Source organism: Lactococcus muris (assembly GCF_042849115.1).
Taxonomy (GTDB): domain Bacteria; phylum Bacillota; class Bacilli; order Lactobacillales; family Streptococcaceae; genus Lactococcus; species Lactococcus muris.
This window is the reverse complement of record NZ_BAAFQO010000006.1, coordinates 1-24,355: the sequence shown is the minus strand read 5'-3', so window position 1 is coordinate 24,355 and position 24,355 is coordinate 1. Positions and strand designations below refer to the sequence as shown.

The 24,355-nt window shown below is 42.3% G+C and carries 15 protein-coding genes; 4 read left to right on the top strand and 11 right to left on the bottom strand.

From position 1 onward, the window contains the following. Positions 1 to 57: 57 nt before the first annotated feature. The 3 genes from sufC to ACGHCK_RS04760 form a co-directional block, all read right to left on the bottom strand. On the bottom strand, positions 58 to 828 hold the full coding sequence (sufC, locus tag ACGHCK_RS04770) for a Fe-S cluster assembly ATPase SufC (protein WP_251422739.1): 771 nt from the start codon (positions 826 to 828) through the stop codon (positions 58 to 60). A 572-nt stretch (positions 829 to 1,400) separates the two neighbouring features. Next, positions 1,401 to 2,654: a glycosyltransferase family 4 protein gene (locus ACGHCK_RS04765; RefSeq protein WP_271328231.1), complete on the bottom strand. Its 1,254-nt coding sequence runs from the start codon at positions 2,652 to 2,654 to the stop codon at positions 1,401 to 1,403. A 3-nt stretch (positions 2,655 to 2,657) separates the two neighbouring features. Then, positions 2,658 to 3,341 (bottom strand): adaptor protein MecA, encoded by a 684-nt coding sequence (locus tag ACGHCK_RS04760; protein WP_271328230.1) that lies wholly within the window; start codon positions 3,339 to 3,341, stop codon positions 2,658 to 2,660. 246 nt (positions 3,342 to 3,587) lie between these two features. Here ACGHCK_RS04760 and ACGHCK_RS04755 point away from each other — a divergent pair, with 246 nt between their 5' ends. Continuing rightward, entirely contained in the window at positions 3,588 to 4,496 is a 909-nt protein-coding gene (locus ACGHCK_RS04755) for a diacylglycerol/lipid kinase family protein (protein ID WP_251422745.1), read from the top strand. Between the two features lie 81 nt (positions 4,497 to 4,577). On the opposite strand, the gene ACGHCK_RS04750 is transcribed toward ACGHCK_RS04755, so the two are convergent. The 6 genes from ACGHCK_RS04750 to ACGHCK_RS04725 form a co-directional block, all read right to left on the bottom strand. After that, entirely contained in the window at positions 4,578 to 6,209 is a 1,632-nt protein-coding gene (locus ACGHCK_RS04750) for a hypothetical protein (protein WP_394304492.1), read from the bottom strand. A gap of 309 nt (positions 6,210 to 6,518) precedes the next feature. Next, a complete protein-coding gene (rpoC, locus tag ACGHCK_RS04745) occupies positions 6,519 to 10,163 on the bottom strand; it encodes a DNA-directed RNA polymerase subunit beta' (protein WP_271328296.1) in 3,645 nt (1,214 codons plus the stop codon). A gap of 286 nt (positions 10,164 to 10,449) precedes the next feature. Beyond that, positions 10,450 to 14,037, bottom strand: coding sequence for a DNA-directed RNA polymerase subunit beta (gene rpoB, locus ACGHCK_RS04740; protein ID WP_251423622.1), 3,588 nt, complete (start codon positions 14,035 to 14,037; stop codon positions 10,450 to 10,452). 392 nt (positions 14,038 to 14,429) lie between these two features. Further along, the gene (locus ACGHCK_RS04735) at positions 14,430 to 14,747 is read right to left on the bottom strand and encodes an MGMT family protein (RefSeq protein ID WP_202230953.1); all 318 of its coding nucleotides are present in this window, start codon (positions 14,745 to 14,747) and stop codon (positions 14,430 to 14,432) included. Further along, positions 14,741 to 16,624: an endopeptidase PepO gene (gene pepO / locus ACGHCK_RS04730; RefSeq protein WP_251423607.1), complete on the bottom strand. Its 1,884-nt coding sequence runs from the start codon at positions 16,622 to 16,624 to the stop codon at positions 14,741 to 14,743. The genes ACGHCK_RS04735 and pepO overlap by 7 nt, the downstream gene beginning before the upstream one ends. Positions 16,625 to 17,208: 584 nt before the next feature. Continuing rightward, the gene (locus ACGHCK_RS04725; protein ID WP_202230955.1) at positions 17,209 to 18,927 is read right to left on the bottom strand and encodes a putative polysaccharide biosynthesis protein; all 1,719 of its coding nucleotides are present in this window, start codon (positions 18,925 to 18,927) and stop codon (positions 17,209 to 17,211) included. Positions 18,928 to 19,271: 344 nt separating this feature from the next. Between ACGHCK_RS04725 and ACGHCK_RS04720 the strand changes: the two genes are divergently transcribed. Then, the gene (locus ACGHCK_RS04720; RefSeq protein ID WP_251423610.1) at positions 19,272 to 19,562 is read left to right on the top strand and encodes a hypothetical protein; all 291 of its coding nucleotides are present in this window, start codon (positions 19,272 to 19,274) and stop codon (positions 19,560 to 19,562) included. 56 nt (positions 19,563 to 19,618) lie between these two features. Here ACGHCK_RS04720 and ACGHCK_RS04715 read toward each other — a convergent pair whose 3' ends face one another. Continuing rightward, positions 19,619 to 20,059, bottom strand: coding sequence for a hypothetical protein (locus ACGHCK_RS04715; protein WP_251423613.1), 441 nt, complete (start codon positions 20,057 to 20,059; stop codon positions 19,619 to 19,621). Positions 20,060 to 20,360: 301 nt separating this feature from the next. Here ACGHCK_RS04715 and ACGHCK_RS04710 point away from each other — a divergent pair, with 301 nt between their 5' ends. Together ACGHCK_RS04710 and ACGHCK_RS04705 are read left to right on the top strand one after the other, a co-directional pair. After that, a complete protein-coding gene (locus ACGHCK_RS04710; RefSeq protein WP_202230956.1) occupies positions 20,361 to 21,233 on the top strand; it encodes a helix-turn-helix domain-containing protein in 873 nt (290 codons plus the stop codon). A 235-nt stretch (positions 21,234 to 21,468) separates the two neighbouring features. After that, a complete protein-coding gene (locus ACGHCK_RS04705; protein WP_251423616.1) occupies positions 21,469 to 22,920 on the top strand; it encodes a UDP-N-acetylmuramoyl-L-alanyl-D-glutamate--L-lysine ligase in 1,452 nt (483 codons plus the stop codon). A 107-nt stretch (positions 22,921 to 23,027) separates the two neighbouring features. Here the strand turns inward: ACGHCK_RS04705 and ACGHCK_RS04700 are convergent. Beyond that, positions 23,028 to 24,355: hypothetical protein (locus ACGHCK_RS04700; RefSeq protein ID WP_394304491.1), on the bottom strand; the 1,328-nt coding region annotated here is incomplete at its 5' end.

Genomic DNA, 24,355 nt, shown 5'->3' with positions numbered 1-24,355 from the left:
GATAATGTTTGGTAGTTTAAAATTTTCTGACTTTTAACCACCGTACACAACATCAACTTATGCTTCTTCCTCGTACTCAATCCCTAATTCTTCAGAGATCTTAGCATAACCTTCTTTTTCAAGACGTTTCGCAAGTTCGGCTCCACCTGTCATAACGACACGGCCTTCCATCATGATATGAACAACATCGGGTGTAATATAGTCGAGCAGACGTTGGTAGTGCGTAATGATAAGCGCACCAAAACTTTCACCACGCATGGCGTTTACACCTTTGGAGACTACTTTAAGGGCATCAATATCAAGCCCAGAGTCAATTTCATCCAAAATAGCAAAAGTTGGTTCTAACATCAAGAGTTGGAGGATTTCATTACGTTTTTTCTCCCCACCAGAGAAACCTTCATTGAGGTAACGCTCTGCCATCTCTTCTTTCATGTTGAGCAATTCCATGTTTTTGTCCAACTTTTTGATGAAGTCCATAACAGAAATTTTATCGTCTTCTGCACGTTGAGCATTGATAGCTGCTCGCATAAACTCAGCATTTGTAATTCCTGGGATTTCTGATGGGTATTGCATCGCAAGGAATAACCCAAGACGCGCACGTTCATCGACTTCTAATTCAAGGATATTTTCACCGTCTAAGAGAATTTCTCCTTCAGTAACTGTATAAGCCGGATTTCCCATGATGGCTGCCGATAAGGTTGATTTACCTGTACCGTTTGGACCCATGATTGCATGTACTTCATTGGTATTAATTGTAAGATTTACACCTTTAAGGATTGCTTTGTCTTCAATACTTACATGAAGATTTTTAATTTCTAAAGTTGCCATTCTAACTCCTTCAATTCATAAGTAAAATATCTTTTACACTTCATCCTTCATTATATCAAAAAAGGAGTAAATCTGCTTTTTATCCGAATTATCCTTGATAAAATTCAAACATATTTTTGAATGCATTTTTTAAGATAGTCAAGAATAATGTACAGCGCTCATTACCCATCATTATCAGCTTTGAGAACGAAAAAGATAGCTGTGGCAAAAATAACCACAAACGATATTTTTTTGATTATTAACTAGCGAAACACTCAGGAAATTTATATAAAAATTTCTCTTCTTCATGAGTACCTTTAGGCACAAGGAAGATAGCTATGACGGAAATAATCAAAAACGATACTTTTTTTGATTATTGACTAATAAGACGCTCAGGAAATTTATATAAAAATTTCTCTTCTTCATGAGTGCCTTTAGGTACCATGAAGATAGCTATGACGGAAATAATCAAAAACGATACTTTTTTGATTATTGACTAATAAGACGCTCAGGAAATTTATATAAAAATTTCCGTTCTTCATTAGTGCCTTTAGGCACAAGGAAGATAGCGTATTAAAAAACAGGCGAAAAAATCATTTCCGTCCTGTTTTATCATGTTTATACCTTTTTTTTCGTTTCTTGTTTATGAGTTGTTCACGGTAATCTGAGCTCCCAATAAATCGCAATACATTGAGGAAAGGCTGTCGATTCTTACCCAGTATTCCAACCATATCAATAAAGAGGCCCAAGCCAAGCAGCAGAGCAATAATCAGGAAGATACCGCCAATACGACTTGAAACTTGTAAAATCAAGGAAATAAATGCAAAGATACCCGCAATACCATAAATAACTAACACAGCTCCACGATGCGTAAAGCCAATCTGCATCAAGCGATGATGCAAGTGCATCTTATCTGCACTGGAGATGCTCTGATTGTTAAGCTTACGGCGAACCATGGCGACAATCGTATCTGTCAATGGAACACCCAAAATTAAAAGTGGTGTCAAAACGGCTACAGCAGTTGCATTCTTCAAGCCTTGAAGAGAAACAACAGAAATCATAAAGCCTAAAAACAAGGCACCCGTATCTCCCAGATAAATAATCGCCGGATGATAATTATAGGGGAAAAAGCCCATAATCGCGGCTACCAAAGTAAAAATGGTGATGGGCAAGAATATATTTGGACTAGGCAAAAAGAAGTAGGACACAATCCCCATCGTAAACAGGGAAATGACGGAAACTCCACTAGCCAGACCATCCAAACCGTCGATTAGATTTACGGCATTTGTAATAGATACGATCCAAAAGACTGTAAAAATGAAAGACAGCCAAACTGGAAACTCTAGAAAAGGACCACCAAAAGGAATTTTCAAGTTATCAAATCGCGCATGCGTAAAGAACCATGTGATTGAAGCTGCAATAAGCAGCCCGAGCATCTTCATCTTCGGCGAGATTTCCTTGACATCATCAATAAGCCCTGTAATAACTACAACTCCCCCTGCAAAGATAAAGGGAAGAATATAGCTCGTATACGTAACCAGTTGAGAACGAGGAGCGAGGGGATGGCCTACCCCCACCCAAGGAAGTTGCGGATGTACAATTAGGGGAAGAATAAAGAGAGTAGAAATAGCAAAAGACAGGAAAACTGCAAGTCCTCCTGCTGAAGGCATGACTTTCGTATTGATCCGACGTTCATTTGGCTTATCTACTGCTCCTATACGGCGTGAGATAAAGGTCATTAAAGGTGTAAATATCAAGGACATCCCAAAAGTAACAAAGAGAACAATAAAGAACTCAACCGTAAAAGGGATACCTTTAATAGGGATTTCTTTTATAGTATCTATCATATCTTAAATTTTAGAGAGAACTTCCAAAGCACGAGTGGTTATCAATAATTCTCCATACTCCTGTAATGTTTCACGACTTTTGGCTGTTTCCCGCCCATATTCTAACATGCGTGCGCGCATTGCACTTACCTCTGTTTTACCTTTTGCTCTTTGATTATCAAGAATAATCAGATAAAACTTATCCTTATAGCCATAAAGCTCTGACTCCTCTGCCTCAATTTTGACATTTTTCACAGCTGCCAAAAGTTGCATCATGTTATCAAACTCGACAGAATAAAAGACAAAGTCCGGGTCCGGCTTACTTTTTACTTTTGTTTCTTTATTTTCAGTTGTGTTTTTATCTGGACTTGCTCCGCCATTTTGCTTCAAATCTTCAACACGACCAAAAAAATCTGTCATGAGCTGCTCGAACTCTTCTGGATCATCTGGAAGCGTGGTCGGATCAATGTCAATGTTTTCCTCTGTAACAATGATGTTTACACCTTTTGGAAAAGGCTGAATTTGGAAAGTCAAAAGCCCTGATGAAAACCTTTCTTCAAGTCCAAGCTCCTCTACAAGCTCATAAAAAAGATTTTCAACCATGGATTGATTGGTAAAAAAATCTGAGAGCTTCACCTCGTGATCAACCAAGTCTTGAAAAGTTAGGCTAATCTTTATCGTTTTTTCGTTTATTTCTTCGTATTGCATGTTTTAACCTATATTTTTCTATGCCGGTCAGCTTACCGATAACCCTTAGTTCTATTTTTATAAACCGACATTCTTCACTTATAATTAACTGTTTCTCTTAATTATAACATATAAAAGACTTTTCGCGTTTTTTTGCCTCATTCAAAATCCTCCTGTTGGCTTGTTACTTTTACGAAAAAGTTTCGTATCATTCGCAATCCTTATGTTATTTACCTCTAAAATATATTTTTTTGATAGAATAGTTCTATGATTTATTACATTCTTGCCAATCCAAATGCCGGTTCCCGCAAAGGGGAGCGTTCATTGAAACTCCTGTTGCCTTATCTTGAAGAAAACGGCTTATCATATAAACTCTTTGCGACTGAGCGTACGGGTCAAGAAGCATCCTTTATCCAGCAAATTCTTGAAGAAAAAAAGCCCGAGGATCAACTCCTTATTTTAGGTGGAGATGGCACCATCTCTCTCGCCCTCAACGCCTTACCCGCTGATTTTTCCTTTGGCTATATTCCCTCAGGCTCTGGCAATGATTTTGCCCGCAGTCTCGGACTGTCCTTTGATCCTATCCAAGCTTTTAAAGATATCCGCCGCAACCAGATAAAAGATTTTTATGTTATGCAGTATAAATCCCAATCTTTTTCGGGATATGCCCTCAATAATGTGGGAATAGGGCTGGATGCTGCTATCGTTAAAGCTACAAACGGCAGTCGCGTAAAAAAGCTCCTGAACTCTATCAAACTGGGCAGGCTTTCTTATCTTATGACAGCTCTGCACGTTTTGTTCAGCAAAAAATCTTTCTGTATTTCTATTTACAATCTAAAGGATACATTCAAGTTTGACAATGCTTTTCTCCTTACTTTTACCAAACATCCTTATTTTGGTGGTGGGGTTAAAATTGCTCCCGAGGCCTCAAACCTCAATCAAGAGATACATCTTATCGAGCTGGACAAATACAGTATGCCTAAAATATTTTCACTTATCCCGAGTGTCCTTCAAGGAAGACATTTAGAAAACGATATTTTCCACCACAGTGTTTCTACTGCCGTGTCTGTCACACCTCAGTCCACCCAACCTGTACAGATTGATGGAGAAACTTTTGAGATACAAGCCAATGACACCTTGACTTTAACTTCTGAAAGAAGAAGTATTATTTGTTAATAAAAAAGAGGAATCCCCTGTCTGAGCATTCCTCTTTTTTCATACCGTCTTACACTTATCCCTGCCTCTCGAATAGAAGGCTTACTGCCGAACAATGAGGGCTGGGCGCACACCACCCCATCCTAAAATAGAACCTGCATGGTGACTAGACAACACCCCAATAGAGGGATCACGTTGCACCCGCCAAGCACCATCTGTCGCGAGCGTACGAAGCAACCACCAGTCACCTTCTGGTCCTGAGCCCACACGTGCTTCATGATCAGGGAAAGCACGTCCTGGACCTGACAAGCGGACTACATCTGCTAAGGAAAGGATAAATGCCCGCGGACTCCCACTTGAGTCAACTCGAGTCTCATCCGCCGCAACTTCAGGGAAAGCATCTAGGTTTGTTGGTAACCAGCGCCTCCGACCTGCTGTCCAAGTGAGTTCATCACCGTTAACACTTCCTGTCATAAAGTTGTCTGATACCCGCTGAACCCGTGCTTGAACTGAGGAATCAAGACCAGCATACCAGTCCTCGGTCCGTTGTTCCATAGTAGAGAAGTTTGTATTACGAATTGCCGCATTACGTATAATCATGTGATTATTATCTCCCATATTCTCCAAATGACGATACTGCTCCCCAGCCATAGTGAAGATGGTCCCCGGTGCCATGATACTAAAGTTGATTTGGTCGGGTTGGACATTGTCATCTGGTCCCGGGTTCCCCCAGTTGTTATCAATGGAACCGTTCTGTACGGCTGTCAAGAAGTCTGACAAGTCATCATGGTGGGTAAAGCTCCCATCTGCAGCCAAGAAGTCATTGATACGGTCAGGACTGATCAATTGCCCGTCCACATGGATACCGTAGTAATATTCTCCCGGGATATTGTCTGCCGCTGCGGTCATCTCTGCTGCATCCAAGAGGTAAGAAGTCGTCTCTCCTGCTTGAAGTTGGTTCGCCCAGTAAGCCCAGCCTGTTTGGTGGTCGATGACCCAGAAGTTCCCAACTTTCAGGTTATTAGGTAAGGCTGCCCACTGGCTGATGGTCATCGGGGCACGGTCTTGTTGCAGGTTTTGGGCTGCATCATGGCTGACTTCTTCTCCCGGCCAAACTGGTCCGCTGTTATCAAAGCTGTCGCCAGAGGACCAGTAGGCATCTGTACCGTCTCCGGGGTGAGTGGCGCCGTCTGTTACCCCGTCTGTGGCTGTGCTTGTGACCCAGTCACGGGCATGTCCTGCGGCTGCTGTCATCAGGTCTTGGTTGTCCCGGTTGAAGGTCGGCATGAACCATGGAGCATCTTGACCTGAGCGGCTCCAACCAAAGGTCAGGTTGGAGTAGGTGTTGAAGGCTGCCGAGTCACCTACACGGGTGTTGAGGTTGTTCTCTGAGGGACGCATGACCGTCCAAGTGTCTACTTGGTCACGGATGGTGCCGTTCACTATAGGGGTGAAGTCTGTATCTCCTACTGAGCGTTTCTCCATGAACTCGGAGAGGCGGATACGAGCCATGAGGGGCACATTGCCATAGTTCTCCACGAAGACGTCCTTGTTTTCCGTGTCACGGTTGTAGTAGTCGTGAACACGGCCTCCGGGGATGTTTTCTCGAATGCGGTCATTGATGGCCCGCTGGTTGAAGGCTTGGAAGGCGAAGGTGCCGCCTACCAAGAGCAATAAGAGGGACAGGAGCGCGAGGTTGCGCAGCCGCCATTGATTTTTCTTTTCTGGTGTCATAAACTCCTCCTTTGACGTAACGTGTGGTTTAGATTTTCGTTACATATACATTTCTAATGTTACGTTTACTTTCTGAGTCTATAGTATAAAAAAAAAAAGGTCAAATGAAATGAGTGTTTGATGAGAAAAGGGTGCTTAGTTTGGCTTTGAGGTTTGCTTTTTCTCTTTTCTGAACCAAGGAAGGTATGAGAAAAGAAGCTCCAACTGGAGCTTCTTGACTTTATGGCTCTGTGGAAAAATTGTCATACAAAAAAAACGCTCAACTGAGCGTTTTCCTACTTTGTAAAAGTTTATTTAAAAGTCATGCTATTACTTTACTTCTTCAACTTCAACTGAAGCAACTACTTCTGGAGCGTCCGATAGGTCTGCCAGAGGTTCAATGTTACGGTAGCGGAACATACCAGTACCGGCAGGAATAATCTTACCGATAATAACATTTTCCTTAAGACCAAGCAGGTGATCTTCTTTACCGTGAATCGCAGCATCTGTCAAGACACGTGTCGTTTCTTGGAAGGATGCAGCTGACAGGAACGAATTTGTTTCCAATGAAGCTTTTGTAATACCCATAAGCACTGGACGTGCTGTCGCAGGTGTTTTGCCTGAAAGAAGCGCTTCTTCATTGAGCTTTTCAAAGTCAGAAATGTCCATAAGACCACCAGGCAAGATGTCAACATCACCTGTATCCATTATACGCACTTTGCGAAGCATTTGACGAACCATAACCTCTATGTGCTTATCACCGATTTCAACCCCTTGTGAACGGTAAGTTTTTTGAACTTCACCGAGTAAGTAAGTTTCAACAGATAAAGCATCACGAACTTGAAGCAAATGCTTAGGTTCAATTGAACCTTGAATCAATTGCTGACCACGGTGGATAAATTCACCTTCTTCAACCATGAGCACATCAGCCATTGACACAGTATACGTCCGTGTATCTGTTTTACCTTTGACTGTGATTTCACGTGTACGCGCCATGGTATCTTCCACGATGGAGTCAACTGTACCAGTGACTTCCGTAATAACTGCTTCCCCTTTAGGATTACGTGCTTCAAAGATTTCTTGAACACGCGGCAAACCTTGAGTGATATCTGAGCTTGACGCAACACCACCCGTGTGGAAGGTACGCATTGTCAGCTGTGTACCAGGTTCCCCGATTGACTGTGCGGCGATTGTACCAACAGCTTCGCCAACTTCAACGGCTTCACCTGTTGCCAAGTTTTTACCATAACAGTGTTTACATACACCGTGTGGTGTTTTACATGTAAATACAGAACGGATAGTCACTTCTTTGATGCCTGCAGCAACAATCTCTTTAGCGATATCTTCAGTGATTAATTGATCATCACCGATAATTACTTCACCAGTTTCAGGATGCACAACTGTTTTACGTGTGTAACGTCCTTCAAGACGTTCAACCAATGGTTCAACCATCTCTTTACCAGTAGCGATATCAGAAATCACAAGACCACGGTCTGTTCCACAGTCTACCTCGCGGATAATAACGTCTTGAGCGACGTCAACCAAACGACGAGTAAGGTAACCAGAGTCAGCAGTCTTCAAGGCTGTATCGGTCATACCTTTACGTGCACCGTGAGTTGAGAAGAACATTTCCAAGACAGAAAGCCCTTCACGGAAGTTAGAGATGATTGGCAATTCCATGATACGTCCGTTAGGTGCAGCCATCAAACCACGCATACCGGCCAATTGTGAGAAGTTGGAAATGTTACCACGGGCACCAGAGTCCATCATCATAACGATTGGGTTGGTCAAGTCTTGTTCTTCAATCAAGCGTTTTTCAAGTGTATCTTTCGCACCACGCCAAACATCAGTAACCGCATTGTAGCGCTCATCATCAGTAATCAAACCACGACGGAATTGTTTCGTGATTTGTTCTACACGTTTGTGTGCAGCACCAATGATTTCTGCTTTTTCAGGGACCACAGGAATATCTGCAATACCAACGGTCAAACCAGCCAATGTTGATTGGTGGTAACCCAAGTTCTTGAGCAAGTCAAGGAACTCAGAAGTTGTTGTTGTACGATAACGTTTGAAGACTTCCGCGATAATATTACCCAAATGTTTTTTCTTGAATGGCAATACTGTATCAAGTTCAGCCAAACGTGCATGAATATCTTCCCCAGGTTCCATGAAGAAACGGTCATCTGTTTTAGTTGTGATGTTTTCATCCGTATTTTCATTCAGATAAGGCATCCCTTCTGGATAAATATCATTTCCTTCAGGCATGATTGAGTTGAACAGGACTTTACCAACAGTTGTAATCAAGATTTTACCTTTTTGGAATTCTGTCCAAGGTTTGTTCATTGATTGTGTCGCGATACCGATACGTGTATGTAAGTGAACATAACCGTTACGCATTGCAATCTCAACTTCTTCTGGGTTGGCAAAAATCATGCCTTCCCCTTCACGTCCTTTAGCTTCCATCGTCAAGTAGTAGTTCCCCAAGACCATATCTTGTGATGGTGTAACGACAGGCTTACCGTCTTTAGGGTTAAGGATGTGTTCAGCCGCAAGCATAAGCAAGCGTGCTTCAGCTTGCGCTTCTTCTGACAATGGTACGTGAATGGCCATTTGGTCACCGTCAAAGTCGGCATTGTAGGCTTCACAGGCCAATGGATGCAAACGCATCGCGCGACCATCAATAAGTACAGGCTCGAAGGCTTGGATACCCAAACGGTGAAGCGTAGGTGCGCGGTTAAGAAGTACTGGGTGTTCTTTAACAACTTCTTCAAGAACGTCCCAAACTTCAGCATCTTGGCGCTCTACTTTACGTTTAGCCGCACGAATGTTAGCAGCCATGCCCCTGTTAACCAATTCAGACATTACGAATGGTTTGAAAAGTTCTATTGCCATTTCACGTGGGACACCACATTGATACATTTTAAGCGTTGGACCAACGGCGATAACCGAACGCCCTGAGTAGTCGACACGTTTACCCAGCAAGTTTTGGCGGAAACGTCCTTGCTTACCTTTCAGCATGTGACTGAGAGATTTGAGCGGACGATTACCAGCTCCTGTAATTGGACGCCCACGACGACCGTTATCAATCAAGGTATCAACGGCCTCTTGCAACATCCGTTTTTCATTTTGCACGATGATATTTGGGGCGTTAAGCTCCATCAAACGTTTCAAACGGTTGTTACGGTTGATTACACGACGATAAAGGTCATTCAAGTCAGATGTAGCGAAACGTCCACCATCCAACTGAACCATTGGACGAAGATCAGGTGGAATAACTGGAAGAACGTTAAGGACCATCCATGCCAACTTATTCCCAGATTTTTTGAAGGCTGTCAAAACATCCAAACGGCGAATGATTTTCACACGACGTTGGCCGCTCACATTTTTCAGTTCTTCTTTAAGTTCAGCAATTTCTGCTTCAATATCGACATCGTTGAGCAAGTCCTGAATAGCTTCTGCTCCCATTTTTGCGACGAATGAGTCGAAGCCATTTTTCAAGAGTTGTTCACGGTATTCACGTTCCGTCAAAAGCTGTTTCTTTTCAAGATCTGTTTCTTTAGGGTCAATAACGACATAGCTTGCGAAGTAAATAACTTCTTCAAGAGCACGTGGACTCATGTCGAGGGCAAGCCCCATGCGCGATGGAATCCCTTTGAAATACCAGATGTGTGAAGTTGGTGCTGCCAACTCGATGTGTCCCATACGTTCACGGCGCGCTTTGGCTGTCGTTACTTGAACACCACAGAGTTCACAGACTTGGTTTTTGTAGAAAACGCCTTTAAGCTTACCACAAGCACACTCCCAGTCCTTTTGTGGACCAAAGATACGCTCATCGAAGAGACCTTCGCGTTCAGGTTTTTGCGTACGATAGTTGATGGTTTCTGGTTTTTTGACTTCACCAAATGACCAGTAACGAATTTTTTGTGGAGATGCGATACCAATTCGCATGCTCTCAAATTTATTTACATCGACCAATGTTTTCTCCACTTTCTTTGTATTTATTTCTTTTCTTTTGAATATCCTCGCCTCAGTAAAAAGAGCGTGAAGAGCGCTGCCTTTCCACTCTGTATATCAAAGCAGCAAGACCAAAACTCACTCGGCAGCAATGCCGAACCAACTTTATATAAATTTAGCTCAGTATTACCGCCGAGCAATTTTGCACAGCGATTCACCCGAGAGGATTTTACCGAAAAATTTTCAAGGGCGCTTGTCTACAGACAAACTTTCTAAAAATTTATACTTGTTTCACAGAAAAGAACAATTATTCTTCTTTTGTTCCGTTAATCAAGGCTTGCTCAGTTTCCTCTGCTTCAGCAACAATTCGTTCTTGTGCTTCAAGCATTTCTGGCGTAATGTCAATATTTTCTTGACGCACTTCAATTTCATCATCAAGTTCACGGAGATCAAGGACATTCTTCTCAGCATCAAGGACTTTAAGGTCCATACCGAGGGCTTGCAATTCTTTTACAAGGACACGGAATGATTCAGGAAGACCTGGTTTAGGAATGCGTTCGCCTTTTACGATAGCTTCATAAGCACGTGTACGACCAATAACATCATCTGACTTGTAAGTCAAGATTTCTTGGAGGACATTTGCCGCACCATAAGCTTCAAGAGCCCAAACTTCCATCTCTCCGAAACGTTGTCCACCAAACTGCGCTTTACCACCGAGCGGTTGTTGGGTAACAAGTGAGTAAGGACCAACACTACGTGCGTGAAGTTTATCGTCAACCATGTGGTGAAGCTTAATCATGTACATGACACCAACTGAGATACGGTTGTCAAAGGCTTCACCGGTGCGTCCGTCATAAAGCACTGTTTTGGCATCGTCAGCCATACCTGCTTCTTTAACTGTATCCCAGATGTCCTTGTCGCTCGCACCATCGAAGACTGGGGAAGCGATGTGGATACCCAAAGTACGCGCGGCCATACCCAGGTGAAGTTCCATAACTTGACCAATATTCATACGGGAAGGGACACCCAATGGATTCAACATGATATCAATTGGTGTACCATCTGGTAAATATGGCATGTCTTCTACAGGAACGATGTTTGAAACGACACCCTTGTTACCGTGACGTCCGGCCATCTTATCCCCAACGTGGATTTTACGTTTTTGTGAGATAAAGACACGAACCAATTTGTTTACACCTGATGGCAATTCGTCACCATTCTCACGTGTGAAGACACGAACGTCATGAACAATACCGCCACCACCGTGAGGAACACGAAGTGATGTATCACGAACTTCACGCGCTTTTTCACCGAAAATGGCACGAAGGAGACGTTCTTCTGGCGTTGGATCAGTTTCACCTTTTGGTGTTACTTTACCAACAAGTAAATCGCCATCCTCTACCTCAGCACCAATGCGGATGATTCCATCTTCATCCAAGTTTTTAAGCGCTTCTTCACCAACATTTGGAATTTCACGCGTGATTTCTTCTGGGCCAAGCTTTGTATCACGTGTTTCTGATTCATATTCTTCAATGGCGATAGAAGTATAAACGTCATCTTTAATCAAACGTTCAGACATGATGATGGCATCCTCGAAGTTATAACCTTCCCAAGTCATATAAGCGACAAGTGGGTTCTGACCAAGCGCCATTTCCCCTTTCTCCATTGATGGACCATCACCAATAATATCGCCAGCTTCAACTTTATCGCCCAGTTCCGCAAGCGGACGCTGATTGTATGAAGTGCCTGAGTTTGAACGGCGGTACTTCATAATCTTATAAATATCAAGCTCGCCTGATGCGCGACGTACACGAATCTCATCGGCATCTACATATTCCACGGTACCGTCATGCTTAGCGATAACGGCAGCTCCTGAGTCACGTGCTGTTTGATGTTCCATACCTGTACCAATCCAAGGCGCATGCGGGTCAATCAATGGAACGGCTTGACGTTGCATGTTGGCACCCATAAGAGCACGGTTAGAGTCGTCATTTTCTAAGAAAGGAATACAAGCAGCAGCCACGGCGATAACCTGCTTAGGTGAAACGTCCATGTAGTCGGCAGTTGAAGCATCAACTTCAATATTATTTCCGACATGGCGCGCCATTACTGTTTCGTTGACAAATTTGTTATCTTCTGTCAAAGGCGAGTTAGCTTGGGCAACGGTATAATTGTCTTCCTCGTCAGCTGTCAGGTATTCAACTTCATCAGTAACTGTCCCTGTTGCACGGTCAACACGGCGATAAGGCGACATAATGAAACCATATTCATTAATTTTAGCGTAAGAGGACAAGTTATTAATCAGACCGATATTTGGTCCTTCAGGTGTTTCAATCGGACACATGCGCCCATAGTGCGTATAGTGAACGTCACGCACTTCATAGGAAGCACGGTCACGTGAGATACCCCCAGGTCCTAAAGCAGAGAAACGGCGTTTGTGCGAAAGCTCTGATAAAGGATTGTGCTGGTCCATAAATTGTGACAACTGTGAAGAACCAAAGAATTCTTTGATTGCAGCTGTTACAGGACGAATGTTAATCAAGCCTTGGGGTGTCATGTTTTCATTTTCAGAAGATGACATACGCTCACGGATCACACGTTCCATACGTGACAAACCGATACGTACTTGGTTTTGAAGCAATTCGCCAACTGAACGAATACGACGATTTCCCAAGTGGTCAATATCATCAACTTTACCAATGCCTTCAGCAAGCCCTAACCAGTAGCTAATGTTAGCAATAACGTCTGCCGGTGTCAACACACGATTTTCCGCAGGAATTTGACCGTTAGAAATCAAGGTCACGACACGTTCTGGATTTTTTGGAGAGTAAACTTTCAATGTTTGAAGTTCAATTGGGTCAGGCAAAACAGCATCAGCAGAAGGCTGGTAAACTGTAGTATTAAGACCGTTATCCAAAAGTTCTTCAATGGAATTTAACACATCACGTGTAACCACAGTATCTGCTTCAACAAGAATTTCTCCAGTTTCTGGGTCAACGATTGGCTCTGCCAATGTCAAACCGAGAATACGGTTTTTAAGGGCAAGTTTTTTGTTGAACTTGTAGCGTCCAACTGGCGCAAAGTCGTAACGACGTGGATCGAAGAAACGCGCAATCAAAAGCCCACGAGAACTGTCCGCTGTTTTAGGTTCACCCGGACGGAGACGGTCATAGATATCTTTGAGTGCTTCTTCAACACGTGTATCTGCTGGGTTTTTATGTACATCTTTGCCCAATGTTGTGCTGAGGAGCTCACTTGGACCCATAAGTTCAAGAATCTCATCATCGCTACCAAAGCCGAGTGCACGCAACATCGTTGTGAATGTCAATTTACGTGTACGGTCAATACGTACATAACCAACTCCTTTAGCATCTGTATCCAACTCAAACCAAGCACCACGATTAGGAATAGTTGTATGTCCAAATGATTCCAAGCCGTTTTTGTCTGTTTTTAGATGGAAATATGAGCCTGGGCTACGTACCAACTGGCTGACGATCAAACGTTCAGAACCATTGTTGATGAATGTCCCCATTTCAGTCATAAGTGGGAAATCACCGAAGAAAACTTCTTGTGTTTTCAATTCGCCTGTCTCTTTATTTACAAGGCGAAACGTCACATGGATTGGTGCAGAGTAGTTTGCATCGTGAGCACGGGCTTCATCTACCGTGTATTTTGGGGCTTTCATCTCATATCCGACAAATTCAAGCTCCATTGTGCCCGCAAAGTTGTCAATTGGAAACATTTCTTTAAAAACGTTAGCCAATCCCTCATCAAGGAAGTTCTGGTAACTTGCTGTTTGAACTTCAATCAAGTTCGGCAAACCAATTACTTCTTTGATTCGTGAAAAACTGCGTCTTGTACGGTGTTTACCGTATTTTACGTCATGTCCTGCCAAGTTGATTCTCCTCATTCTATTTTTCCAGTTTTGCTGGATGTGTTATACAAGATTTGTCGCTTCTAGGTTTCTTACATAAAAAATTCTGAAAAGTCAGTAGTTTGTCTTTTTCATTACTTTTTTGAATCTTTTCGGTTCAGAAACGCCAAAAAAGCAACGAAAACTCGATGTTTCGTTGCTTCCAAAACCCATGGGGACAATATTTCCCACAGAATTTGTCGACAAACCATTATCCTACATTATACCATTTATCGACTTGTTTTACAAGGTTTACACTCACTTATTTCAAGTCAAGCGCATCATTGATATTTTTGATGGAAAACGACCTTGTACGTGAAGATAGCGCACGTGAGCCCGTTTCGTTTTCATAACTTTCCCATGCATCAGTCCTATTACTTATGGTCAATTTTCTGCTTCACTTTTCCGCTGTCCGTTACTTCGAAACCCTCTAATTTTAGCAAGCGTATTTGTTCCATGCGGCCTTCGCCGTGCATACCGATAGTGCCGTCAGACCTGATGATTCTCCACCATGGCAATTGATGACTTTCAGAAAGTCCGTGTAGAGCTCGCGCAACTTGCCGCGCGCCATTGATTAATCCTGCTCTGACTGCAATATCTCTATAAGAACTCACTTGCCCATAAGGAACTTTCTTAATCTCTCTGAGTATACGTTGCGTTTCTGGCTTGAGTTCTTGAAATTCTTTTACCATATCTTCACACGTTTGTCAGGCGCCCGATACATCTCATCGCCCTCCTTCACGTCAAAGGTTTGGTAGAATTCTTCCAAGTTTGTCGGTGGAATATTTGCCCGGAGTTTAGCAGGGGCATGAACGTCCATTGACAGAAGCATTTGTTGAAATTCTAGGCTGGCCTTCATGCGCCAAATTTTGCCCCATTGGCTAAAGAACTCAGCAAGATTAACATCTGCTTCCTTTTGTGCAGCTGTCATCGCTGCTGTTATCCCGCCCTGATCGGCAATATTTTCAGAGACAATCAACTTACCGTTGGCTGGACCAGCTTCAGTTTCCACACCATCAAAGATTGCAATCATCTCCTCCTGTTTCTTTTCAAAAGCTGCATAATCTTCGTCTGCCCACCATTTGTTCAAGTTCCCATATTTATCAAACTGTGCGCCATTATTATCAAAAGCATGGGAGATTTCATGAGCGATTACAGCACCTATACCACCATAATTTTGACTCGCTGTTTGCTCAAGGCTGTAAAATGGAGCCTGTAAAATAGCTGCTGGGAAAACAATTGTATTACTGTCTGGACTGTAATAAGCATTTACCATATGTGCTGGCATATGCCACAAGCTCTTATCAACCTCTTCACTAAACTTTTCATAATAGCGAGCTGTAAATAGCTCATCAAAGCTGCAAGCATCTTCATAAAGGCTACCGCTTCCAACTTTAAGTTTACTATAAATTTCTGGCAGTTTGTCTGGATAACCGATAAAGACAGTGATTGCGCTCAGCTTTTCGATTGCTTTATCAATAGTTGCACGGCTCAACCACTCATTTTTATCCAAACGTTCTTGATAAACTTTAATCATCTCGGAGGTCATACGTTTAACATCTGACTTCGCTTCTTCCCCAAAATATTTTAACCCATAAAAGAGGCCAATAACTTGACTAAAATAACCTTCAGTTATATCCAGCTGGTGTTTTTCTTGACTTCTTGCCTCAGCCACATTAGATAAAAAGCGCCCATATGCAGAGCCTAAAAGGCGAAGTTCATCTGAGAGTAACCCAGAAGCCTTACGCGCAATTTTCACAAGCATCCACGCTTTGATTAAAGGCCAATTTTCTTCATTAACAATGCTGTCGAAATTCTCATAGAAACGTTTTTCAAAAACAACAATCTTTTCTGGCTCCGTATGTACCAGTCCTTTAACAAATGCGCGAAAATCTATATTTTCAAAATGATCCACAAATTCTTCAAAAGGAACCGGATGATAAAGCTCAGCATATTTGGCCCATTCTTCCGATGTATTGGCTGAATCAACCAGAAGACTATCAAAAGCAACAGCTTTAGCTGCAATTTCTCGCGCATCTTCTAAATGAAATTTCTCCAAGATGTCTCCAGAGTTTTTTTGCCAAAATTCTAAAAGCTCTCTCTTACGTGGATGTTCCTCCGAATAATAAGTCGTATCCGGTAAAATAAGATCCGGTCCAATAAATCCAAGCGAATGATGCACAGCATCCTTCATGTCTGCCTCCACATTCATCGAGAAGGGCAACGATGCCTGAGAGTGGAAAACCAAGTCAAGTAAATGTTCACGAAAATCTTCAAAGCTTTCCAGCTTTTGTACCTTGTCTAACTCTTTCGATACAGATGAAAAATCACTGTTATTGCGTGCTTCCCAGTCTCCTGCCTTGTTATAAAACTTTATAGCCTCTAACAACTCTGGATTATCTTCTGGAAGTTCCACCGACATTTTCTGCAAATCCGCTGTCAAGTTTTTTTCATTAATTAATACTAACTCATCAAAGGCAGATATACGAGGCTTATCACTCGGTATTTGAGCCTGAGCGAGCCACTCAGCGTTCACTGCTATAAATAAATCATCTTGTATTCGTGTCATTATAACCTCCTAAAAGCTTTTTTCCATTATAACACAACGAACACTCGCGTTCTCAACTTTTAAGTTGCGGCGGTGCAATCTTGACTCAGCCTCAGACATGTACAAAAGATAGGAAGCGCAGCATAACCCAAAAAGAAGCTGTGCCGGATTCTACAGGTCAAAGTTTTCTTAAAAGTCATACGGTGTGGTTTGTCAAATTAAAACCTTTCTCATTCTTTCAAAATCGCCCTCCGATGTTTTTTAAGTCCATTCACTATAAAATAACGTAACGCTCTCCTCATAACACCTAAAAACACGCTGTGGAACAAGGCTGGCGCAAAAATTTCTCCAAAAATAAAAAAATACGCTGAACCACATCCACAAAATGTCGCGGTTCAAGCGCTTTTACTTTTGCACTGCGACTAGAATCAGTTAAATCTCTGCCTGTGTTCCTCGTCACGGTACTATTATGAATTTTATTTTAATCTTTTCTCCTGTACTTAGAGCTACTCATTGGGAACTGAGCATTGTAGGATTACCGAAACACATCAGGAGCTTCAAAAAACAGGTTCCCGAAGAAGACTTCGGAAATTCATCTTATTTCTTTAAATATGCAATTTTTGGCGAAGACGTGTGCCACGGCTGCCCATTAATTTTTCAAGCAAGCCTGCCTTAGCTGCCAAATACAGATAGGTAAAGAATCCTCCGCCTCCCGCAACTAAAACGACAAGCAGAGCTTTGAAGTGACCTGAAGGAAGCGGCCTCAAGATTAAGGAAATCAAACCATAGAGAACTAGGGTCACTACAAGCATCATGGCTGTAAGAATCGAGATTCCTATAATTCCTTTCAATGTACTTTTTACTCGGAAACCTGTCACTTCATGAATCTTACGGATAATAATCCAAGTGCCATAGGCAAATGCGATGGTTGTTGCCACAAGAGGACCATAAGAATGGAAAATCATGATGGAAGGCACCTGCAAAAGTAGCTTAATCACTAAAGTAATAATGAAATACCGCATCGCTACCTTGGAATAGTGCAAAGCTTGTAATATAGGTGCCACCATTGTATACAAGGCCAGCAAGAAACTTTGAAGAACAGCCCAAATAAAGAGTGCGAGCTGCAGACTGTTCACAGAGCCATAGAAAAGTGTATAAATAGGTGAGGCTAAAATAGTCATCCCTAAAACAGCTGGTAGCATAAAGGCTACAAAGAGCTGAAAATCATAAGAAATCAGATGTGCTGTTTCTTTGTAGTTTTTCTTCACAAAGTTAGAGGCAATCAATGGCAAAGCTACAGCGCCTAATGTCATGGCTTCACCGATCAAAATCATCGTCAGCTTATCTGTATTGGCAGAAAAGTATGAGAAGAACACCAAAAGTTGTGTATCACTGTAGTCAGATACCCAACGCATCACTGTAACAAAAGTCGCCTGGTCAACGATTTTGAAAATCTGGATAGCTGAGCCAATAACAACAAAAGGAATAGCTTGATAAACCGTTTGTGAGATTAAACGCAAGGCGCTAATCTTTGTAATGCTTGGTCCCGGATTGATAATTTTACCCAGCATATTATTTTTAATCAAATACCAGAATAAAACAGCACAGGAGCCCAGCATACCAACAAAGGCCGCTGTTGTTGATTGCACAACAGCTTGCGTCCAGTCGCCTCCTGAGAAACCAAGTTTCATGATCATAAAGGTAAACACCAACATCCAGATGACACGGACAACCTGCTCATAAATCTGGCTGAGGGCAATTGGTTTCATATCATTTAGCCCTTGAAAGTAGCCTCGAATAACCGACATAGCTGGGAAAATCAGAATAGCCAGTGAAAGTGACCGCATCACTTCCGTCAAGTTTTCTCCTCCCCCAGACATAGTGGCTAACACGGGGGCTCCAAGATACATTACACCAGCAGCTATAGCACCAAGTCCAACCATAAAGATAAAGATATGGCGAACCAAACGATTGCTTAGATTTTCATCCCCCATAGCATTGTAGTGCGCTACTTCACGGGCAATGGCTACAGGTAGACCTGCCGTAGAAATCAATAGAAAGAGCGCATAAATATTGTACCCCATTGAAAACAGGGCATTTGCCTCATTATTATGCTCCCCCATCCATGCAAACCAAGGAATGATATATATGGCACCTAGAAGACGTGATGAAATATCTGATAAAGTGAACCACAGGGTTCCACGCATCATTGTATCTTGCTGTGCTGCTTTATTGTCTCGAATCTCTTTCCGCTTAGTTTCGGCATCCATTTGCTGGAGCTTTTCTTCCATGCTGAGATTTCCACTCATTTCTGTACTATTCATTTTTCTATTTTACCACGAACAGGCGCGTTTTGACAATAAAAGTCCGTAACGTTCATGCGCCCTCGTCTTCCTTTCTTAGAAAGTTTATCTAAATTTTTTCATTCGGAAGAGTTACCTTCCACGATCCGTCTGAAGTTCCAGATCGTTCGACTCACAAGTATTGCTGAACAAATGTCACCGTATAAAGATTAAGGTAAATCATAAAGAGAATAAATGAAATACCCAAAAAATTCCTCGAAAAAAATATTTCCTCATCTGACCTTTGATATTCATTAACTTTAGCAGACAAGGACTAACAAAAGAAGCCCAACTCACACTATGAGTTACTATCTTCACCCAAGGAAATGAGTGTAAAAAAGATAGGACAAGAAAGTAGGAAATCGATTGAATTTTCAGCAATTGTTTTTTATAAAAATGCAATTCTTCTATTTTTTCATGACTGCCACTTTTTGGAAGATGAAGATACCGATGCAACTCAAAATAAAGCTCCTCTGAATCACTGCAAGCAAATCCACAAGAGAATGAAAATCTGTGAATTTGCTCTCCTCCGAAATAAAGATAAGAAAGCTGGCAGCAAGAAAAAGCAAAGAATTATAAATATGTGTTTGGATATTTTTATTTATAAGGGCAATTAAATCGAAAAGTCGGAAATTGCCCACCGCATAAATAGCCACAGCAGATGAAGCACCAATCACAGCGCTAAGCGCTCAGTTCCAGACGGCAACAATGGTGATTTTAGCCGCAATTGCGCCACAACTATAGATAGAAATATCAGGTGCGATAATCTAATTTGTGTCCATCCAAACCCAACTGCTGTTAAAGCTTTGTGCATAACTTCCGGAGGAGGCCACGAGTCTCCCAAGCTTCTTCCAACCGTTCGGGGCGCGAAAGCACGAGGGACCAATAATGGCGTGTTTTGACTTTCCATAAACTCTCTTTCTTTTTGCTGCAAAAAAACAAAGTCAGCTTTATCAAATGCAGTCTGTTCAAGCAGGTCCGATATTTTGCTGGTTTTTTGGTTAACTTGAATGGCCTTGGCTTCTACTGTCCCTGTCATAGACGGTGCAACTCCCAAAAATAATAGAGCAGTGGCTACCACACAAGTGGTCATTTTTTTGGCTCGCTTTTTCATTGAAATTTTCCTTCCATAGTAAATCTTTCCCTAATATGTTTAAGACGTGAATCACTCAGTGAAAATACGAATAAATAATAGAAGAAGTGCAAAATAAGCCCTATCCATTTTCACCGCCTAACTCATACTTAGTATATAACACAAGTACAATCAAAAAATAGTCACAACTTGTGCTTATTTTACTATATATTGGTACTTCTACAGATGCTTATTTGATGAAAAACTCGCCATTAATAAGCTGTTTTATGCTGTTTTATTACAACTTTAAAAACATAAATATATTAAAATTTCAGGAGCTCTCATGCAAACAAACTCATCAGTCGGAGAAACTTATAGGCATTTCCGCATTTCTAAAAATTTCACCCTCAAAGAAGCCGCTCACGGATGCATCTCTATTTCGCAACTCTCAAATTTTGAAACGGGGCGAAGTCTCGTATCTTGTCTCATACTGCTCCATCTTCTGAGTAATATCAACGTTTCAGCCCATGAATTTTTCTACCACCTACATTATCAAGCCAACCACCTCAATTTACTTGCAGAACGTGAAATAGCTTCCTTGAATAACAACTCTATCCATCTTAAAAACATCCTCAAAAGATATGAATATATACTTTCAAAAAAAGCCCCCCTCCCCAAAAGACTGCAGTTAGATAAAATCCGGGCAGAGCTTGCTTTAAGTACCGTTGAGCCCTCTTTCCAGTTCTCCCCCAAAAATCTTAGCATGATAAAGCAATACTTGGACAGTGTAAAAATATGGGGCGAATATGAGATTTCTTTATTAAATGACATCGCTCATTTTCTGGACCTAGGAACTTTATCAAAATTCAGTCAAAAAATGCTTACGGGCACGCAGAGCAAGAGCAGTCATCCCTTCGCTAAAAAAGTACAAATCCTCACCTCTATCAATGTACTTGAGATTTTTATTAAAAATAAGCAAAAATACTTAGCCATGGAACTTATTCATTTTATCGATTCCTTAAGATTCCATGAGTTCGACCTTTTTGAAAGAATCAGTTTCATCTACCAAAAAGCACACTTTGAAGTTACTTTCGGAAATTTTGATGGGCTATGCACAATGAAAAAATGCCAGCATGTTTTTGAGATGAGTGAGTCCTATCAAATCGCCCAAAAGCTCGAACAAGAAATCAAAAGTCTAGAATGTTCATTAAAGTAAATCAATCATAATCATCTGTTCATCCAGCATTCTATAATACTTTCTAGCCTTATATCGAACAGCTCCTCTCCTCCAACTCAAAAACTTCACACGACTGCCAAGTCACAAAAACAGTAGCGAAAATGGTATAATTAAGCCTGTATTATAAGCTCCAATTCATAATCAAATAATAGGCCTTATAGTCTAAACTCATGGCAGAGCTTAGGCGGTATGAGCAAAGGAGGCAGAACATTCCATGATAAAATTACAAGAGGCTCTAGAAATTCTGAAAAAAGATGAAAACTTCCACGAAGTTGCCTTTAAAAAAGACTATTACTACAATTGGGAGGAAGATTTTGACTTTGATCAGTTGAGCTATGACAGTCGTAACACGTCTGCATCAACCCTGTTTTTTGCCAAGGGACTGAATTTTAAAGCGGAGTATTTAGAAGACTTGGCAGCGCCCTTCTACGTTTCCGAAATAGACTACGAGGTAGACATTCCTGCTGTTATCGTTTCTAATGTTAAGCGTGCGATGAGTCTGCTCGCGCAGGCCTTTTATGATTATCCGCAAAATGAACTCAAAATACTGGCTTTGACAGGAACCAAAGGCAAGACAACTTCTGCTTATTTTGCCAAATCCATCCTAGATGAGATGAATGGACAAAAAACAGCGCTCCTCTCAACGGCTGAAACAACTTTAGACGGTAAAAATTTCTTCAAGTCGGAGTTAACAACGCCCGAAAGTCTTGATTTGCTCAAAATGATGCGTCAAGCTGTCGACAATGGCATGACCCATTTAGTCATGGAAGTCAGTTCACAAGCCTATAAAACAGAACGTGTTTATGCGATAAACTTCGACGTTGGTGTCTTTCTTAACATTTCTCCCGACCATATCGGACCGATTGAGCATCCTACGCTTGAAGATTACTTCTACTGCAAACGTCAACTTTTACACCACTCGGGATACTTTGTTGCCAACAGTGAAATGACACATTTCAATATCATCAAGCAGGAACTGGAAACACTGGGCATTCCCCATGCTTTCTATGGTAAAAACTCTGAAAATCAAATCGTCGACTCACAGGCACATGACTTTACAACAAAGGGTCTGGTTAATGGACATTTCGACATACGGCTTCTGGGTAAATTTAACCAAGAAAATGCTCTTGCAACAGCTCTCGCAACACAACATCTGGGTGCCAGTATCGCTCAGATAAAAGCCGGTCTTGCCAAGGCTGTAGTTCCTGGACGTATGGAAATGCTGGCAACAAAAGATGGGGCAAGAGTCTATGTTGATTATGCTCATAACGGCATTAGCTTGAAAAACTTGGTTTCTGTCGTCGAACCACACCATAGTGGAAAAATCGTGTTGGTTCTTGGGGCAACGGGTAATAAGGGAGAAAGTCGCCGCAAAGATTTCGGACAAGTCATTGAGGAACACCAACGCTTGGAGGTCATCCTCACACAGGACGACTCTAATCACGAAGATCCAAAGGTCATTGCTGACGAAATCGCAAGCTATGTGACACGGCCTTGTGATTTTGAAGCTGACCGTGCCCAAGCTATCAAACTTGCCATCCAACGCGTCCATGATAAAGACGATGCTGTGATTATCGCGGGAAAAGGGGCAGACAAGTTCCAACTGATCAATGATGAGCGTGTGCCCTACCCGGGGGATAGGACTGTTGCTGAGCGGTATCTTTAAGAATGTGAATGATAATGATTTAAATTTTTCAATTGAAAATAAAAAGAGTCGAAACGAGCATATATGCTGATTTTGACTCTTTTTGTATTGTTCTAAGCTTTTTTAGTTTATTGATGGACGATTAGGGCGGGGCGGATATTTCCGCCACCGGCAGCAGGATGCCCACCTCGGAGCTGACCAAGAGAAGCATCATCATATCTACGAGTTACACGCCAAGCACGCTCACCCTCAACGTTACCTGCGGGAGTACGGAGCCACCACGCAAGCTCATTCCCACTTAAACGTTGTTCGGGATTAGGAAAAGCACGTCCTGGACCTGATAAGCGAGTCACATCTGCTAAAGAAAGCGAAAAAGCACGAGAAGTACCACTGGAGTCCACTCTGGTTTCATCTAGCGCAACTTCAGGAAAAGCAAAGAGATTACTTGGTAGCCAAAGTACCCCTTCCCAGGTAATTTCTGTTTGCATAACACTCCCTGTCACAAAGTTATCTGAAACTGGTCTAACCATGGTTCGAACTGTTGAATCAAGGGCATCATACCATTCATTGAGACGAATATTCTGATTATTCCAAGAAACACTTGCAATAGCATCATTCCGAATAATCAAATGATTCCCCCCACCTTGATTCTCCAAATAACGATACTGCTCATTAGCCATAGTGAAGATGGTCCCCGGTGCCATAATACTAAAGTTAATTTGGTCGGGTTGGACATTATCATCTGGACCCGGGTTCCCCCAGTTGTTATCAATGGAACCATTCTGTACGGCTGTCAAGAAGTCAGACAAGTCGTCATGGTGCGTAAAGCTTCCATCTGCAGCCAAGAAGTCATTGATACGGTCAGGACTAATCAGTTGCCCGTCCACATGGATACCATAGTAATATTCTCCCGGAATAGCATTCGCTGCTGCGGTCATCTCTGCTGCATCCAAGAGGTAAGAGGTGGTCTCTCCTGCTTGGAGTTGATTCGCCCAGTAAGCCCAGCCTGTTTGGTGGTCGATGACCCAGAAGTTCCCGACTTTCAGGTTATTAGGTAAGGCTGCCCACTGGCTGATGATCATCGGGGCACGGTCTTGTTGCAGGTTTTGGGCTGCATCATGGGTGACTTCTTCTCCCGGCCAAACTGGTCCGCTGTTATCAAAGCTGTCGCCAGAAGACCAGTAGGCATCTGTGCCGTCTCCGGGGTGAGTGGCGCCGTCTGTTACCCCATCTGTGGCTGTGCTTGTGACCCAGTCACGGGCATGTCCTGCAGAGGCGGTCATCAGGTCTTGGTTGTCCCGGTTGAAGGTCGGCATGAACCATGGGGCATCTTGACCTGAACGGCTCCAACCAAAGGTCAGGTTGGAGTAGGTGTTGAAGGCTGCCGAGTCATCTACACGGATGTTCAAGTTGTTCTCTGAGGGACGCATGACCGTCCAAGTGTCCACTTGCTCAC

Bases quoted from the DNA above. Each gene is read 5' to 3' on its own strand.
- sufC (WP_251422739.1), bottom strand. From the start codon at position 828: ATGGCAACTTTAGAAATTAAAAATCTTCATGTAAGTATTGAAGACAAA.
- ACGHCK_RS04765 (WP_271328231.1), bottom strand. From the start codon at position 2,654: ATGATAGATACTATAAAAGAAATCCCTATTAAAGGTATCCCTTTTACG.
- ACGHCK_RS04760 (WP_271328230.1), bottom strand. From the start codon at position 3,341: ATGCAATACGAAGAAATAAACGAAAAAACGATAAAGATTAGCCTAACT.
- ACGHCK_RS04755 (WP_251422745.1), top strand. From the start codon at position 3,588: ATGATTTATTACATTCTTGCCAATCCAAATGCCGGTTCCCGCAAAGGG.
- ACGHCK_RS04750 (WP_394304492.1), bottom strand. From the start codon at position 6,209: ATGACACCAGAAAAGAAAAATCAATGGCGGCTGCGCAACCTCGCGCTC.
- ACGHCK_RS04735 (WP_202230953.1), bottom strand. From the start codon at position 14,747: ATGGTAAAAGAATTTCAAGAACTCAAGCCAGAAACGCAACGTATACTC.
- pepO (WP_251423607.1), bottom strand. From the start codon at position 16,624: ATGACACGAATACAAGATGATTTATTTATAGCAGTGAACGCTGAGTGG.
- ACGHCK_RS04725 (WP_202230955.1), bottom strand. From the start codon at position 18,927: ATGAATAGTACAGAAATGAGTGGAAATCTCAGCATGGAAGAAAAGCTC.
- ACGHCK_RS04720 (WP_251423610.1), top strand. From the start codon at position 19,272: ATGAGTGTAAAAAAGATAGGACAAGAAAGTAGGAAATCGATTGAATTT.
- ACGHCK_RS04715 (WP_251423613.1), bottom strand. From the start codon at position 20,059: ATGAAAAAGCGAGCCAAAAAAATGACCACTTGTGTGGTAGCCACTGCT.
- ACGHCK_RS04710 (WP_202230956.1), top strand. From the start codon at position 20,361: ATGCAAACAAACTCATCAGTCGGAGAAACTTATAGGCATTTCCGCATT.
- ACGHCK_RS04705 (WP_251423616.1), top strand. From the start codon at position 21,469: ATGATAAAATTACAAGAGGCTCTAGAAATTCTGAAAAAAGATGAAAAC.